Source organism: Shewanella baltica, assembly GCF_900456975.1.
Classification (GTDB): Bacteria; Pseudomonadota; Gammaproteobacteria; order Enterobacterales; family Shewanellaceae; genus Shewanella; species Shewanella baltica.
In genome coordinates this window covers 1,149,709-1,166,243 of sequence record NZ_UGYM01000002.1, presented here as the reverse complement: position 1 = coordinate 1,166,243, position 16,535 = coordinate 1,149,709, and the positions used below count along the sequence as shown (strand labels likewise).

At 44.5% G+C, this 16,535-nt stretch carries 17 protein-coding genes; 2 read left to right on the top strand and 15 right to left on the bottom strand.

The window, feature by feature from the left end:
- Positions 1-98: 98 nt before the first annotated feature.
- The 15 genes from DYH48_RS05245 to DYH48_RS05175 all read right to left on the bottom strand — a co-directional run bounded on the left by DYH48_RS05245 (position 99) and on the right by DYH48_RS05175 (position 15,221).
- The gene (locus DYH48_RS05245; RefSeq protein WP_006085635.1) at positions 99-914 is read right to left on the bottom strand and encodes a flagellin N-terminal helical domain-containing protein; all 816 of its coding nucleotides are present in this window, start codon (positions 912-914) and stop codon (positions 99-101) included.
- A 476-nt stretch (positions 915-1,390) separates the two neighbouring features.
- Positions 1,391-2,209: a flagellin N-terminal helical domain-containing protein gene (locus DYH48_RS05240; RefSeq protein WP_006085637.1), complete on the bottom strand. Its 819-nt coding sequence runs from the start codon at positions 2,207-2,209 to the stop codon at positions 1,391-1,393.
- Positions 2,210-2,303: 94 nt separating this feature from the next.
- Complete coding sequence (gene flgL / locus DYH48_RS05235; protein ID WP_012089708.1) at positions 2,304-3,515, bottom strand: flagellar hook-associated protein FlgL; 1,212 nt, start codon at positions 3,513-3,515, stop codon at positions 2,304-2,306.
- 11 nt (positions 3,516-3,526) lie between these two features.
- The gene (gene flgK / locus DYH48_RS05230) at positions 3,527-5,452 is read right to left on the bottom strand and encodes a flagellar hook-associated protein FlgK (RefSeq protein WP_115334215.1); all 1,926 of its coding nucleotides are present in this window, start codon (positions 5,450-5,452) and stop codon (positions 3,527-3,529) included.
- A gap of 40 nt (positions 5,453-5,492) precedes the next feature.
- A complete protein-coding gene (gene flgJ / locus DYH48_RS05225) occupies positions 5,493-6,635 on the bottom strand; it encodes a flagellar assembly peptidoglycan hydrolase FlgJ (RefSeq protein ID WP_115334214.1) in 1,143 nt (380 codons plus the stop codon).
- A gap of 17 nt (positions 6,636-6,652) precedes the next feature.
- Positions 6,653-7,744 (bottom strand): flagellar basal body P-ring protein FlgI, encoded by a 1,092-nt coding sequence (locus DYH48_RS05220; protein WP_115334213.1) that lies wholly within the window; start codon positions 7,742-7,744, stop codon positions 6,653-6,655.
- A gap of 11 nt (positions 7,745-7,755) precedes the next feature.
- Positions 7,756-8,430: a flagellar basal body L-ring protein FlgH gene (gene flgH / locus DYH48_RS05215; RefSeq protein ID WP_106651088.1), complete on the bottom strand. Its 675-nt coding sequence runs from the start codon at positions 8,428-8,430 to the stop codon at positions 7,756-7,758.
- Positions 8,431-8,441: 11 nt separating this feature from the next.
- A complete protein-coding gene (gene flgG / locus DYH48_RS05210) occupies positions 8,442-9,230 on the bottom strand; it encodes a flagellar basal-body rod protein FlgG (RefSeq protein WP_006085642.1) in 789 nt (262 codons plus the stop codon).
- A gap of 10 nt (positions 9,231-9,240) precedes the next feature.
- On the bottom strand, positions 9,241-9,984 hold the full coding sequence (gene flgF, locus DYH48_RS05205) for a flagellar basal-body rod protein FlgF (RefSeq protein ID WP_115334212.1): 744 nt from the start codon (positions 9,982-9,984) through the stop codon (positions 9,241-9,243).
- Between the two features lie 172 nt (positions 9,985-10,156).
- Complete coding sequence (gene flgE, locus DYH48_RS05200) at positions 10,157-11,518, bottom strand: flagellar hook protein FlgE (protein WP_006085644.1); 1,362 nt, start codon at positions 11,516-11,518, stop codon at positions 10,157-10,159.
- Between the two features lie 81 nt (positions 11,519-11,599).
- A complete protein-coding gene (flgD, locus tag DYH48_RS05195; protein WP_115334211.1) occupies positions 11,600-12,370 on the bottom strand; it encodes a flagellar hook assembly protein FlgD in 771 nt (256 codons plus the stop codon).
- Positions 12,371-12,394: 24 nt separating this feature from the next.
- Positions 12,395-12,811, bottom strand: a complete 417-nt coding sequence (gene flgC, locus DYH48_RS05190) for a flagellar basal body rod protein FlgC (RefSeq protein ID WP_006085646.1) — start codon at positions 12,809-12,811, stop codon at positions 12,395-12,397.
- Positions 12,812-12,813: 2 nt separating this feature from the next.
- Positions 12,814-13,218: a flagellar basal body rod protein FlgB gene (flgB, locus tag DYH48_RS05185; RefSeq protein WP_006082429.1), complete on the bottom strand. Its 405-nt coding sequence runs from the start codon at positions 13,216-13,218 to the stop codon at positions 12,814-12,816.
- Between the two features lie 143 nt (positions 13,219-13,361).
- A complete protein-coding gene (locus DYH48_RS05180; RefSeq protein ID WP_006082430.1) occupies positions 13,362-14,201 on the bottom strand; it encodes a CheR family methyltransferase in 840 nt (279 codons plus the stop codon).
- A gap of 99 nt (positions 14,202-14,300) precedes the next feature.
- Positions 14,301-15,221 (bottom strand): chemotaxis protein CheV, encoded by a 921-nt coding sequence (locus tag DYH48_RS05175; protein ID WP_006082431.1) that lies wholly within the window; start codon positions 15,219-15,221, stop codon positions 14,301-14,303.
- A gap of 205 nt (positions 15,222-15,426) precedes the next feature.
- On the opposite strand from DYH48_RS05175, the gene flgA reads away from it, so the two are divergent.
- The gene (gene flgA / locus DYH48_RS05170) at positions 15,427-16,134 is read left to right on the top strand and encodes a flagellar basal body P-ring formation chaperone FlgA (RefSeq protein ID WP_011847320.1); all 708 of its coding nucleotides are present in this window, start codon (positions 15,427-15,429) and stop codon (positions 16,132-16,134) included.
- Between the two features lie 75 nt (positions 16,135-16,209).
- Positions 16,210-16,533: a flagellar biosynthesis anti-sigma factor FlgM gene (flgM, locus tag DYH48_RS05165; protein ID WP_006082433.1), complete on the top strand. Its 324-nt coding sequence runs from the start codon at positions 16,210-16,212 to the stop codon at positions 16,531-16,533.
- Positions 16,534-16,535 lie beyond the last annotated feature (2 nt).

The window sequence follows — 16,535 nt, the reverse complement described above, 5'->3', positions numbered from 1 at the left end:
ATGCTTGATATCTAGTCAATTTTTTTAATAAAAAAGCACTCAAAGTGTAAACTGAGTGCTTTTGTAGACTGACTAATTTTTTAACCTTGCTGTCTCAATTAGAGCAATGACAATGCCACTTGTGGCAACTGATTAGCTTGAGCTAGCATGGCTGAACCTGTTTGTTGTAAAACTTGGTTCTTCGTCATTTGTGAGGTTTCCTTTGCAAAGTCAACATCTACAATACGACTCTTGGCATCGGCAACGTTCGCTTGCGTATTAGCACTGTTACTGATATTATGAGCAAGGCGATTTTGAGTTGCCCCAAGCTTCGCGCGTTGAGTATCAATAGTCTTAATAGCCGCATCAATTAATCCTATTGATGTTGATGCAGCGCTATCTGAAGAAACCAGTAAGGCATCGACACTTAATGTTCCAGCATCTGTTCCTGAAATTGAAATAGAAATATTTTCGCCTTCTTGATGACCTACTTGAAAGCTCTTAGCAGAAAAACCGCCACTAAGTAGTTTAGTATCGCCAAAAGCTGTAGTGTTAGAAATAGCTGTAATTTCAAGAGCCAACTGATCTATCTCGGCTTGAATGGCATCTTTATCACTGGTAGAGTTTGCACCGTTAACCGCCTGAACACTCAAATCACGCATACGTTGCAGCATGTTTGTTTGCTCTTGCATCGCACCTTCTGCAATTTGCGCCACTGAAATACCGTCGTTGGCATTACGCATGCCCACATCTAAGCCACGAACCTGAGAGTTTAAGCGGTTAGAAATTGCTAACCCTGCTGCATCATCTTTTGCGCTGTTAATACGCAAACCACTGGAAAGACGTTCCATAGACGTTGCCAATGCATTGCCTGAAGCGTTTAAGTTCTTTTGCGCCTTCATCGAAGTCACGTTGGTATTAACTGTTATCGCCATGATGGTACCCTCAATTTGCCTGGTAGAAATTTTCGCCTGCTTTCCAGGCTAATCCAATATGCTCACTCACTTTAACGGCAGCTACATTAAAAGCTTTAGCCCGTAAATGATATTTATAAAACACAAAGGGGAATTGGCGTAAGGGACTTGGCTTAATAGATAAAAAAAAACAACAATTTATGATATTTCCAGTTAAAGGAAAAATTTTATCACTTACTCACGAAAATTATAATCAAGCATCTGGATAATTTGATTCTCTCACGGTAATAATATTCACTTCACTCAATAAATCACTCGACAACTTAAGAATAAAATGAGTGAAAGGTTATATATTCCAAGTCGACACTGGTGTTCTGAAGTGTCAGTAATGGCTTATATTTCAATACCTTAATTTAAATAAAATGACGAAGGCCCATCTTTAATTTAATGAAGATTGGGCATCGTTTCATGACAAATAAATACAAGATTATAAAAAATTAACCTAATAGTGATAACGCTACTTGTGGTAATTGATTTGCCTGTGCCAGCATAGAACTACCAGTTTGCTGCAGAACTTGATTCTTTGTCATTTGCGCAGTTTCTTTCGCAAAGTCTACATCAACAATACGGCTCTTTGCATCTGCAACGTTTGATTGGGTATTTGCACTATTACTAATGTTATGAGCTAAGCGGTTTTGAACAGCACCTAACGTCGCACGTTGAGTATCAATCAATTTCAATGCACTATCAATAGCACCGATAGCAGTTGAAGCTGCAGTATCACTAGAAACTACCAATGCATTAACACCTAAAGTCGTCGCATCTGTACCAGAAATTGAGATAGAAATGTTCTCACCTTCTTGATGGCCTACTTGGAAACTTTTGCCAGTGAATCCACCACTAAGCAATTTAGTATCACCGAATGCTGTTGAATTAGAAATTGCCGTAATTTCTGAAGTTAACTGATCTATTTCAGCTTGTAGTGCTTCTTTGTCACTAGTGGAGTTTGCACCATTGACAGATTGTACAGCGAGGTCTCGCATACGCTGTAGCATATTGGTCTGCTCTTGCATTGCGCCTTCAGCAACTTGAGCAACAGAAATTCCATCATTTGCATTTCGCATTCCAACTTCTAGGCCGCGGACCTGTGAATTCAGCCGATTAGAAATAGCTAAACCAGCAGCATCATCTTTCGCACTATTAATCCGCAAACCACTAGATAATCTTTCCATTGATGTCGCGAGTGCATTTCCAGATGTATTTAAATTCTTTTGTGCCTTCATTGAAGTCACGTTGGTATTAACTGTAATAGCCATGTTGAGTTCCTCTTCCTAGTTATACCGCCAAGGCTTGGAGCTTGGCTAAATTTTTAACAATTTATCTTACAGATGGATAGGTACTTGCTTTCTGTTAAATAAAGTCGAACAGGGAAACAGAACCCACCTTACTAAAAACGTTAGAGACTGCGTTCAATGCAAGCTGTTGCTTTTCAAATTCCGTAATCGCTGATGCATAATCGAGATCTTCCAAGAGTGATAGCGCTGATGTGTTAACCACTTTCTCCTCGGTATGTGTCTCTGTGTAACTTTCGACAACTTTCAGATTATTCCCCGCCACACTTCTGGCAGAACTAATTTGATTGACGCCACTATCAACGTTATTCAATATCTGTGCCAACTGAGCTCGCCCTTGAGGCGTGTTGGCAGAATTAGGGTCTTCGATTAATGCAATCGCACTGCTGATCGTATCGAAAATACTGACCTCGGCCTGGGGTTCCATGGTGAAACTATCGCCAGCGCCGGGTTTTCCATCAATTTTAACGTCTATACCATTAAAACTAACGGGATTGGTCGCATCAAAATTAGCGACGTTTGCGACAGGATTATTGGCAGAATCGAGCACTTGTAAATTCGTGCCACCAGCGCCATTATCAGTAAAGTTAAACGTATATGTATCAGCCACATAAGTTGCAGCGTCAGCAATTTTCGCCGTTTTAACGCTAAACTCACCCTGCTGGCTGGCCAAATAATTGACGCTATAATCACCAAGTCCATTGGGTGCTTTCATAAACGCGCTATCGCCAGGGATGTTTGTCCCCATGGCAACACCCGTTTGCACTAAACTATTTCTGACGCCAGAATCACCGCTATACACAATTTTAGGCGGCGTCGAATTATCAAAAGCAAAAGGTTCTTTATCGGTACTGAAACCGGAGAACATATAATTGCCAGATTCATCCTTACTATTCGCAATAGAAAGCAACTCTTCCAAGCTGCCTTTCATCTCATCGGCAATCATTTGCCGCTCAGTTCCAGATAGTGTGCCGTTTATCGCGCGCATAACTTGCTCACGCATCGAACCGGTCAAATCTTCAGCACTACCGAGTTTACTTTCAGTCACGGCAAGACGATTCGTTGCATAATCAATGTTCTTCATAAACTGATCGACGAGTGCATTTTTTTGATTCAGATTATCGATACCCTGTGACGCCACAGGATCGTCACCCGCAGTATTGACTTTCTTACCACTGCTCAATTGGTCAAGAATTTTGCTGGTCGCTGTTTGCTTTTGCAGCACACTGGTAATGCTTTGATTAAAGAGCTGCGCGGATGATAATCGCATAGTTAAATCTCCTAACGCACTGAGGATAATAAGGTGTCAAAAATCTGCTGTGCGGTCGTCATGATCCGCGCAGAGGCTTGATAGGCTTGCTGAAAACGCATTAAATTTGCGGCTTCTTCATCTAAGTTCACGCCCGACTCACTCTCTACGCGCGCATAAGCTTGCTGATATACAGCCTCAGCCGAACCTGTACGCACTTCGGCCGCTTTCGTTTTGCTGCCAATATCGAGCTTAGTATTCTCGAACACATCCGCTAAGGCCGACTTGCCACTATTCATCACCTTGCTTTCGCTCAACTTAGCCATAGCGACAGCATTGGAGTTATCACCCTCGGCGAAGGATAAATCGAAGGTAAATCTGTCATTAGCCGCTGCAGCTGTGCTGTCCACTTCAAAGGTAAAACCAAAGGCGCTGATACTCGGTGGGGTATAAGTTGTAGCAGCCCCAAGTGATGTTCCTGCGGCATCGAATGCTTCATAGGTGGGTGGCAACACTGTGGTATCGAGCTTTATTGTCAATTCACTGCCCGTCACAGGGAAATTTGCGGCATTGCGATTGCCAATTTGAGTCAACTTAACTTGGGTATTACCCGAGTTAGCGGCATCTGCGGTAATCTTTGGGGATGCGGCGGCAATGCCTTTAGGGTCTTTCATGACAACTTCAATGCCATTTGAGGCGCCCGCTGTCGGGCGAATGGCAAAGCGATCCCCCGACGCCATAGCGCCTGCTTTTATGTCAATTGAAAATCCAGAACCACCCGATAATATCGAGCCCGTTAACGTCAGCGGTGTTATCGTCCCCGTTTCTGTATCTCTCAACTCATAAGTGGCAGGCGAGGTAAATGACAGCTCGTAGGCACCACCAGTTAATAGACTGGTGTCATCGATGGTGACGCCTAATGTTGCATTGCCAGTGTTACCAGAAAAACCGGCTGCACGGCCTAAGGACATCATAGGATCATTGATATCTTTGAAGATATTGGCGCCGAGTTGCCCATTGAGGTCAATGCCTTGCGCTTGCATTTTGTTGAAGTTATCCGCCACGCCCAAAGCTAATTGGTCAAGCTCATGACCTGCGGGAATTAACGTCTGGTCACGATAATCAAACATAGCTCCTAGCTGACCGCCAAGTTTACTTGGGTCAACAGTGACGCTTTGCGAGCCAATACTTGAGTTAAGCTGTAACTCTTTGGGAAATGGGTTACCCGCTTGAGTCCCCATACTCATGGCAATCTCACCGGAAACCAGCATCACAGAGCCACCGAGCATGATACTCTTGGCGCCATTTTCTTGCGGGATGACATTCACTTGGGCGTACTGACTCAACTCTTGAACGAGTGCATCTTGCTTATCGAGCAGCTGCGCATCTTGATTCGGCGACTTCATCAACTCTAGATTTAACTTTGCCAGCTCAGTACCTATCTCATTGATACGCTTGGTCATGCCGGTTATCTGGTCATTCGTCTGATCGAGCTGACCATTCAAATAAGACTGCATCTGATTCAGGCTACTCGCGACTTGCTGCGCATTCGTTAAGGTCGAGCTGCGGATACCCAAATCTGCAGGTAAGTCCGCTACGCTATTTAGCCCTGAAAACAGATCATTCAAGCTTTGTGGCACAACTTTGCCTATTTGTGAAAATAGCTGATCGAGTTCACTCAATTTACCGTAGCTGGCTTCGGCGGCACTGAGCGTTGTTTGGCCAATGCGCAACTCTCTTGCGGCATAGTCATTGTAGATACGCTTAACGTCATTAACGTAAGTTCCAGTGCCATAAAAGCTATTGCCTAAACGCTGTGATTCTAGAGTCGACTGGGTTGCCACTTGTCTGTGGTAACCCGCGGTATTGGCGTTAGCAATGTTATTACTGGTGACACCCAGTTGCGACTGGGAGGCAAGCACCCCAGTTCGCGCAATATTCAGCAGATCAACGGCCATTAGTTGACACTCCTATGAACAAACAGGGTTGTAAGGTTCATCATTTGTCTTCTCCTGGCAGAATTGATTTCAGCTCTTCACTGATGGACTGCATCACTTTAATGACTTTTTCAGCATATCGAGGATCTGTGGCATAACCCGCATCCTGCAAAGCTCGAATAAACTGAGTTGGCGAAGCCGCCACTTTCTTCGCATCTTGATAACGATCGCCTTCGGCAATGAAGGACACAAAATCGTTGAAGCTATGCTCAAAGTCACTGTAAACACGGAAGTCGGCTTTTTGCTGCACAGCCACACCGTGTTCGAATTCTAAGGTGCTGACGTTCGCTTTATCACCCTGCCAACGGCGATCAGCTTTAATATTGAATAGGTTATGACTTGGCGCGCCGTTATTGCCGCGAACAATTTTTTGTCCCCAGCCGGTTTCAAGTGCCGATTGCGCCAACAATACTTCTGGTTGGGTGCCTAATGCTTTTGCCGCTTTTTCAGCGTGTGGGTATAAGGTCGCCAAAAACTCTTCTCGGCTACCGAAACGGACTATCTTCTGGGTTTCCCTAAAGGCTGCCGTAGGCAAAACTTGGCCGCTAATCACAGGGTCGACGACAGAAAGTGACTGTTCGCTCCAGCTTGGCTTAGGTGTATCAATTGCCAGTAAACGATGAGGCGTATCAATGTCCATTGATGAATTTGCATCCATGGCGCGATCGGGCTCAAATGCTGGTCGAGCAATGGCAGTGGGGACACCATGATTAACAACTGTGGGTTCAACCACTGGAGCGGCTGCACTCTGCATTGGCACGTTAAGGGCTTTAGCATCATGGAGCATTTTCATACCGCCATCGTCGCGTAATACCGATGCTGGCGTGAAATGACTGGTTTCAGGGGAGAGTTGCTGCACCATCATATCGGCAAGGCCCAATACCCCTTTGTCAGATAAATCGACCGATAACTGCTGATCGCGCATCTGTTCGTAAAACTGAGTGTATTGGCTATTGAGAGGACTATCAGACTTAAAAACCGCATTGGCATCGCGCATACTTTTCATCAGCATTTGCACGAAAATACCTTCAAATTGTTGGGCGACCTTTTTCAAGGCGCCCTTCTCATCCTTCTGTGCCTGGGCGCGGAGTGAATCTAAGCCGCCCAGGTCAAGAAAATGTGATGAACTTGAAAGCTTTTCCATGATTTTCCCGACAGAAATTAGATGATGATAAGTTCACCATGCAAAGCTCCTGCCACTTTTAACGCTTCCAGTATTGCTAACACATCTGAAGGGGCTGCACCGACCAAGTTAACCGCTCTAACCAGCTCATCCAGCGTAGTGCCTGGATTAAACATAAACATACGGCGATCACTTTCTGTCGCTGTAATCGTACTATTGCTGGTGACGGTTGTTTGACCATTAGCCAAGGCATTTGGCTGTGAAACCTGGGTTGCCTCAGCAATCGTGACTGTCATGCCGCCATGGGTAATCGCCGCTGGGAGTAAACGCACGTTTTGCCCAACCACTATGGTTCCGGTACGTGAGTTAACAATCACTTTGGCAGATTCTTCTGCAGGAATAACATCAAGGTTTTCAAGCGTTGCTAAAAAAGACACCCGTTGTGATACATCACGCGGAGCATTGACCTGCACAGATGTTGCGTCTAAAGGACGCGCCATATCAGGGCCTAATAGCTCATTAATCGCATCGGCCATCCGTTGTGCGGTAGAGAAATCAGAACGACGTAGGTTAAACGTCAAATAATCGCCAGTTGAAAATGGGGTCGCCACACTGCGCTCAACAATCGCGCCATTGGGTATACGGCCAACTGTTGGGGTATTTTGAATGACCTTTGAACCATCTAAACCATCTGCACTAAAACCACTCACCACTAAGCTGCCTTGGGCTATGGCATACACATTACCGTCAACACCTTTCAAAAAGGTTTGTAGCAAGGTGCCACCGCGTAAACTTTTGGCTTCGCCTAAGCTAGATACGGTGACGTCAAGATCTTGACCCGGTTTGATAAAGGCTGGCATATCGGCGTGTACGGCAACCACAGCAACGTTTTTAATCTTTGGTTTGACGTTGTCAGGAAGATTAATGCCGAAATTTTTCAGCATAGTCATAAAGGTCTGCTCGGTATAACTGGTTTTCTCACCCGTTCCCGGCAAACCAACCACTAAGCCATAACCGATCAACTGGTTACTGCGTACGCCCTGCACATTGGCAATATCTTTAATTCGTTCAGCCTGACTAGGTAGAGAAAACACTAGCACGGCAACGGCTAACACCAGTTTATATTTCATGATACGACTCCTTAGAAGGGCCACCAGTCGCTCATAAAGAACTGGCTTAACCAGCCCACTTTTTGAGCATCTGCGAAAGTGCCAGTGCCACTGTATTGAATACGAGCATTGGCCATTCGCGTTGAATCGATAGTGTTATCGGGTTTAATGTCCTGCGAGCGAACGAGACCAGTGACGCGAATAAACTCATCACCGTTATTGATTGAGATCCATTTTTCGCCGCGGATCACTAAGCTGCCGTTATTCAACACTTGCATCACGTTTGCCGAGATGCTGCCATCTAAACTATTACTCTGATCCGCATCCGATTCACGTTTAGTGTTCATGCTATCTTTATAACGTAAATCAATTGGCACTCCGCCAATAGACACGTTACTGCCACCGGCAAAAATGGGATCTAAAGTCATGTCGGAGCCTTTTTTAATCTGATTGCCTGCACTCTTCTTAGCTTGAGTCGACTCTTTCAAAACGATAGTGATAATGTCACCCACTTTGTGAGCACGAATATCCGAATACAAGCTAGATGCTTGACTGTCTTGATAAATAGAACCTGTCGCGGCAATTTTTGTTGGCGGAGCCTCTGGGTATACCGGCGCGTAAAAGGGATCATCCGCAAGGGGTTTCTTTTGCGTCGAGCTACAGGCTGCAAGCAATAACGCGACGGCCACCACAAGATATCTAGCCATGATGTTTGCCTCTATAAATTCTGAGTCACATAAGACAGCATCTGATCTACCGCTGAAATCACTTTGGAGTTCATCTCGTAAATGCGCTGACTTTCGATAAGGTTCACCAGTTCTTCGGTCACGTTAACGTTAGAGGTTTCTAAGGCGCCTTGACGAATCGCTCCCATACCATCTAACGAAGCGGTACCTTGAATTGGCGTGCCGCTCGCACCAGTTTCCGTGTATAAGTTTTGCCCCATGGGATCTAGACCCGATGGATTAATAAAATCCGTCATAGTCAACTGACCCACAACTTGGTTCTCAGCAGTACCAGGGGTTTTCACTGAAACTTCACCCTCCGCGGAAACGGTAATACTGGTCGCATTGTCAGGAATAGTGATCGCGGGTTGCAGCAAGTAGCCAGAACCGGGTGTCACAATCTGGCCCGTATCGTCTAAGGTAAACTGACCATTTCGGGTATAGGCCGCAGTACCATCAGGTAGCTGGATTTCAAAAAAGCCTGGGCCTTCAATCATAAGATCCAATGAGTTATCCGTAGTCAGCATGTTGCCTTGGGTAAACATTTTCTGCGTGGCGACGACTTTGGTACCCGCACCTATGTTTAACCCATTAGGTAACTTAGTGTTAGAAGCGCTGACACCGCCCGCTTGGTTAACTGTTTGGTAAAGCAAATCTTCAAATACTGCGCGACTTTTCTTGTAGCCCACAGTGCTGGCGTTCGCCACGTTGTTTGAGATCACCGCAATGTCAGTTTGCTGTGCGTCTAAGCCAGTTTTACTAATCCATAACGCCGGATGCATAATCTATCTCCTAACTAATACGCATTAATGAGGATGAAGCGCGATCATTTTCTTCCGCGGTTTTCATCATCTTGACTTGCAATTCAAACTGACGCTGAAGGTCAATCAAAGACACCATTTCATCGACAGGGTTTACGTTACTGCCTTCCACTGCGCCACTTTCAACTGCGACGAAAGGATCAGCTGGTGCTGGTTCTCCTGACATTTGTCGAAATAATCCATCTTCACCACGCATCATCTGCGCATTGCCGGGATTAACGAGTTTCAAGCGACCAACTTCTTCCACCACTTCAGCGGTAGCGCCCTGAGGTCGAACAGAAATAATGCCATCCTGAGAAATTGAAACCTTCTCAATAGGGAGCGGCAACACTATGGGGCCCGCATCTCCCATAACAGGATTTCCCCTGTCATTGTGTAGTAAACCCGTAGAGTCGAAACTTAAACTGCCTGAGCGGGTATAAGCTTCACTGCCATCTTTCGCCTGAACGGCAAACCAGCCGTCGCCTTTAATGGCAACATCGAGATCTCGTCCAGTGGTTTTTATGGGGCCAGAGCGAAAATTTGCTGACGGAGATTCTGTCATCGCAAACACCCTTGTCGGCAATCCTTCACCGAAGGCCTGCATCGAGCGAGCTTGCGCCATATCGGATTTAAAACCGTCGGTATTCGCGTTGGCTAAGTTGTTCGCACGGAGCGCCAGCTCATTCATATTTTGCTTGGCACCACTCATGGCGACATAAAGGAATTTGTCCACAGACTGCTCCGTCAAATTTTCTACATGACAATAGCAAAGCAAGCATCATGCCAACAAAATTGACTTTTAATTTACTGATAGAATTGAAGAATAGGAAAATGAAGTGAATTGACAGCTAGATAAAGGCTAAGTGTTGCCACTGGCGGCAACACTTAGTCATACAATGTAATGATTAGCGGATTTGTAATACGGTTTGTTGCAGCGTGTTGTTTACTTCAAGGGTACGAGAGTTCGCTTGGAAGTTACGCTGCGCCGAAATCAAATCGACCAGTTCAGTGGTCAAATCGATATTCGATTGTTCTAACGCCGATGAACTGATGCTACCAAAAGTACCGCTATTTGCCTCACCAGCAAGAGCAGGACCAGAATTCAAGCTAGCTTTCCACGAAGTGTTACCCACTTGTGTTAAACCTTGTTCGTTAGCAAATCGAACCAAGGCAACCCGTGCTAAAGGCACACTTGAACCGTTCGAGTAACTTGCAGTAATTAAACCATCAGCACCAATTTCAACGTTAGTTAAACGACCAACAGTAGTACCGTCTTGTGTTAACTCTGTTGCCGCAAAAGGAGCAGCATATTGAGTTGGCGCATTAAACTTAATTGTTAAGTCTTGAGTGCCATCAGCTCCAGCACCTAAAACGCCTGCACCACCCACACCTAAAGTCTCAGTCTTAACGACCGCTGGATCACTACCGGTATAGACACCAACAGAATTGAACTTGAGTACAGAGCCCTTCCAACCGCCGGTTGTCTGCGCTGTACTGGTTGAGTCAGGATTACCATCGCCCGTAGTATCCGTTTGATAAGTACCTGCAGCACCATCTAGATCGACTTGTTTACCATCAATAGCGTAATAGGCCACCCAATTGCTCTCTCCATTATAAGAGGCATCATTAGGCTTAACAAAATAGGTTGTCATGATGTGTGGCTCACCGAGTGAGTCATACATAGTCATTGAGGTAACGTTATTGTATGTCTTAGGGTCTAGAGGATCGAATGCAGCAGGGTCAAGGGTACTTTCCTTAGCATTTAGATTCATTTGTAAACTGACATTTTCAGTTTTTATTGGGCTACCTGCAGTATCAGGGATTTGCACTGGTTTAGCTGTAGTCAAACTTACCGATGTCGAGTTACCATCTTTATCCACAGGGAACGTCTGCAAAAAATTACCGGCAGAATCAACCATGTAGTTATTTGAATCGACTTTAAATGCCCCTGCACGAGTAAACGAATGGTCAAGACTGCCAATCTCAGAGGCAGTGACAAAGAAGCCACCGCCTTTAATTGCCATATCAAGGGAGTTACTTGTCAGCTGTAAGCTGCCTTGATGAAATTGCTGGGCGACCTGACTCGTTGCGACACCACCACCGACAGCTGTTTTGGAATTTGAAAAAATAGAATTAGCGTAAACATCCGCAAATTCAGCACGCGATTCTTTAAAGCCAATGGTATTCGCATTCGCAATGTTGTTCGCCGTGGTGTTTAAATCTTTCTGTGCGGCAGAAATGCCACTCAATGCAATGTTAAACGACATAATTCACCTCTACTTTTGACTCAATTCAATTGCGGACAACTAACGCCCAATTCGGATTCTACAAAATTATTTTGTATAAACTTAAGTTTCAGACACTGCTAACACGTCGGTTAACTTAATACCCATACCACCTCTCAAGTTGAGAATGGCGCCAGTACTGGCCGTCCCTAAAGAAACACTGCTCACATGGGCATAGGTTGAAACGGGCAGCTCTTGGGATTTTCCATCCACTAACCCACTCGCCTTAATCGTATAATTACCTGCAACCACTGGCTGGCCATTCTTATCTAAACCATCCCAGTTCACATCGACGTTACCACCATCGCTACCATCGACTTTAAAGGTGGTCACAACTTGTCCCTTCTCATCTTCGATACGCACAGTAATCTCTGGAATTTTATCAGGGGTACTGACCACACCTTTCATCGTTGGGCTTTCAGCTGAAATATTGCCTGTATCGGTTGGGATCAACACCTTACGACCAACGAGTCCCGATGCCTGCAGTGCTTGGCTAGAAGTCATAACACTGTTTAAGTTAACTATTTGATCATTTAACTTACCGATACCGTCAACGGTCGAAAATGATGCCATCTGCGCAATCATTTGATCGTTGTCGACAGGCTTAAAAGGGTCCTGCATCGATAACTGTTGGCTTAATAACGAGAAAAAGTCATCTTGAGTTAACTGTTGGCTTTTCGCTTCCGGTACTATCGAATCTTTTGGCAGTCTTATGCCATCAAGAAACGGATTACCCGTTGAACTGGTTGATGAGTTGGTCGTCACAGCATTTGACTGACTCTTATTTTGAGCCGTCTGCGTCGATGCTTGGTTAATTTGATTAATGAGGCTCACAGCTTACCTCCTAAGTAACACATGTTATTTACCCATCCCAAGTGTTTGTTGCAGCATAGACTTAGCTGCTTCAGCGACCTGAACATTCATTTGATATGAGCGCGAAGCAGAAATCATATCTGCCATTTCTTCCATGACATTAACATTCGGTTTATAAATAAAGCCGTCCGCATCCGCCATGGGATGATCGGGCGAGTATTCTTTTAGTAGTGGTTTATCACTTTCAACAATGCCTTTTACCGCAACACCTTGAGAGGCTTGTTGCTGGCTTTGAGCTTTAGCCATTTCAGCTTCAAAAATAGGATGACGGGAACGATAGGTCTTATCTACGCTACTCGAGACGGAATCAGCGTTAGCTATGTTACTCGCAGTGGTGTTCAACCTGACCGATTGAGCCGACATTCCCGAGCCAGCAACATCAAATATGCTAAATAAACTCATGATTAATCCCCTCTCAGCGCTTTCTTCATGCCACTAAACTTACTGTCTAAAAAGCCTAATGACATTTGATATTCAAGGGCATTTTGCATGAATGCCGATTGTTCCTGTTGGATATCAACGGTATTGCCATCACCGGTATCGGGTTGATTTGGCACACGGAACTTAACAAATTGACCTGTCAACTCAGCAAGACCAAAATGCTTGTCTGACTCTTGCATTTCAAGACTATTACGCTGCTGTTGTTGGCCACGGGCGGCCTGCATTGCCGCAGAAAAATCAACATCACGGGCTTTATAATGTGGCGTATCGGCGTTAGCGATATTGCTCGAAATGACTTCAGCTCGCTGCGCTCTAATACCGAGAGTGTACTGATGCACACCCAGTGCATTATCAAAATTGATCGCCATAAAATTGCCTCCTCGTGTTACTCACGGAAATAAAGCAATTCATGTGCCAACATAGGGGAATAATGATAATAACAATAGAGATGAGCAAGTGATGGGTAAAAAATTACCGACAAATGTCGGTAATTTTCTTTAAAGCAGCAGACTTAAGTCTTTTTCTGGTAATAAATCCCAGGGTTACAACGGACCATGTCAAACTCATCCGTTAAACCAGCTATAGATTCAGAAGCACCAAGAAATAAGATCCCTTTGGGATTAAGAGCGGCAGCGAATTGCCGCAAAATTTTTGCCTTTGCCTCAGGCGCAAAATAAATCAGCACATTGCGGCAAAAGATAATGTCGAACTTACCAAGTAAGCTATAACTTTCAAGCAGATTATGTGCCCTAAAGTTCACCAAACGCTTAACATTATCCTTTAACTTCATATTGCCTGAAGGTAAAGCATCAAAAAACTGACGCTTTCGCTCTTCGGATAAACCGCGCGCTAATGCCAAGCTATCGTACTCAGCATTTTTGCAACGTTCCAACATGGAAGGCGATAAATCCGTGGCTTGAATTGACGCACTGCCCGCAAGCGCACCAGGCTTCTTCTGCTGATACTCAAGAATCGTCATCGCCAATGAATAGGGTTCTTGCCCAGATGAACACGCGGCTGACCAAATCTTAAGTGGACGACCTAAACGACTGTACTCAGGTAACAAAACGTTATGCAATAACTCAAATGGATAACGATCACGAAACCAAAGGGTTTCATTGGTCGTCATAGCATCGATCACTTCAGCCCGAAGCGCACGTTCCGTTGGCTTCATCGAATGCTTAACCACATCGGATAAGGATGGCAGGTTATATTTCCCCATCAGAGGAGCTAGACGACTGCGCACCAGATATTGCTTATTTTCACCCAGTACGATGCCGCTGTGTTGCTCTAAGAACAACCTAAATTGATTATATTCAGCTTCAGCGAGTGATTTATTTGGCACATTCACATCCTAAATCCTATAGCAAGCACCAAAATCAGTGCGAAACCATCATGTTATAAAGTCGAGATTATAGCGTAAAGCGTATCTAGGTACTAACTACTGCACTTACAAACTTAAGTGTTTATTCACGGCAGCAGCCAGTTCGTCGGGATTAAACTTAGCGATAAAGTCATTGGCCCCCACTTTTTGAACCATTGCCTGATTGAATACACCACTTAACGATGTGTGCAGTACCACTTTAATATGCTTGAGCTTAGGATCATCTCGGATCTCAGCGGTCAGGGTATAACCATCCATTTCAGGCATCTCAATGTCTGAGATAATGAGAGGGATTTCATCGGCAACATTGTCCATTTCTTTGGCGATTTCTTTAAGCTTATCTAATGCTTCTCGACCATCTTTTGCGGTATCAATTTGTAAGTTCAATGACTCGAGTGAACGAATAATTTGCTTACGCGCCACGGCAGAATCATCGATAACCATAATATGGTAATGCTGGGTTCTGTCGAGGGTCAGCTTTTCATTGGCTTCTTCACTGATAGCGGTTTTAACCGGTGAAATCTCATCTAAGATTTTTTCTACGTCGAGAATTTCAACCAATTCACCTTCAATCTCAGTTACAGCCGTCAGATAAGAATAACGACCGGCGCCTTGAGGCGGAGGCATAATCGCTTCCCAATTCATGTTGATAATCCGCTCAACAGAACTGACCAAGAAGCCTTGAACGCTGCGGTTATATTCAGAAATAATGATGAAACAGTTTTCAGTACTCGCTAAAGGTCTACCACCTGTTGCCGCACTCAGATCAATAACTGAAATAGTCGTACCGCGAATATGCGCGACACCTTTAACATAAGGATTAAGTTTAGGCAAAGTTGTCAGTGGCGGGCACTGCAGTACTTCTTTCACCTTAAACACGTTAATCCCAAACCGTTGACGACCGTTTAATTTAAAAAGCAGCAATTCTAAACGGTTTTGACCAACGAGCTGGGTTCGTTTGTTGACTGAATCAAGAATACTCGACATAACTCTGCCTTGTTGTTCTGTTTATGTACGGCCCTATGACTCGTTTGAGTATAGGCATATTAATTGCTTACGTCTTATCTATCGATAAACATAGTCGAAACTGAGTCAATCTTCTGACAGTGATGCAAAATATTATTACAGTGGTCAGCTTCGAACTTGATAAAAGTATAGGTGCATTCTGGCGTTACAAGCTAGTCTCTTCATTATGAAAGTAAATTTAGTCTGTTTTTTTAGTGTTTTCGCCCTCTTCATGCCCGCTTTTGCGAGTGCAGAGCCTATTGTTCCCACCGTATCGGCCATCTCAGAATTAGCTAAAGCGCTTATTTCAGAAAAGATATCCGTGCCAGCGAATGCCAAAGTCGATATTTCGCCGCAAATAGTTGACGCAAGAATGCTGCCGTCACAATGTTCGTCGCCAATTCAGGTTGAATTGGCTAGTGACAGGGAAATTAGCCGTAATAACACCCTAAAAGTCAGCTGCAATACGCAAGAGCTCGCTTACCCTTGGCAAATTTATATCTCGGTTAGAGTGGATATTTTATTCCCCGTTGTTGTCACAACTGAAACCTTAGCACCTGGCGAACTCATCTCCCCTAGCCAAGTTGAAATCCGTTACATTGAGCAAAATAGTTTACGGGGCGCTGAATTTGATGATCCAAGTAAATTAGCTGGTGTGCGAGTCAAACGACGCGTCTCGAAGGATTATCCTATATTGAGCAATAACTTATGCTTCGTGTGTAAAAACGACTCGGTATCTATTTATGTTCGTTCTAACTCATTCGAACTTAAAACTGCGGGCGAAGCCCTACAAGATGGCAATAAAGGCGATCGGATCAGAGTCAAAAATAGCAGTTCAAACAAAGAACTAGATGCTATAGTCACGGGCATTGGCGAAGTTGAAGTAAGAATGTAAAATAATCTAAAGCTTTTTTATAAGCTGCCGATACCCCAGTTAAGAAATCCCGTACACACGACGCTGGAGCCGAAAATGGCAATTGATATTAGCAAACTCAACACTGCAACGACCACACAAGTTCGTTCAGGTGCAACTAAAACTAGCAGCGATCAATCTGCTCAAGTTGCCACAAAATCGACAACACCACAAAGAAGCGACTCAGTGGTGATTACAGCGCAAGCGCAACAACTTCAAGGAGCTCAGACTAAAATGGCGAGCCTTCCTGAAGTTGATCAAAAGAAAGTGGCCGAAATTAAACAGGCTATCGCCGAAGGCCGCTATAAAATTGACCCTGAAAAGTTGGCTGCCAATATTGCAAGTTTTGAAGCCGAACTTAATGACTTGAATAAAGAGTAACT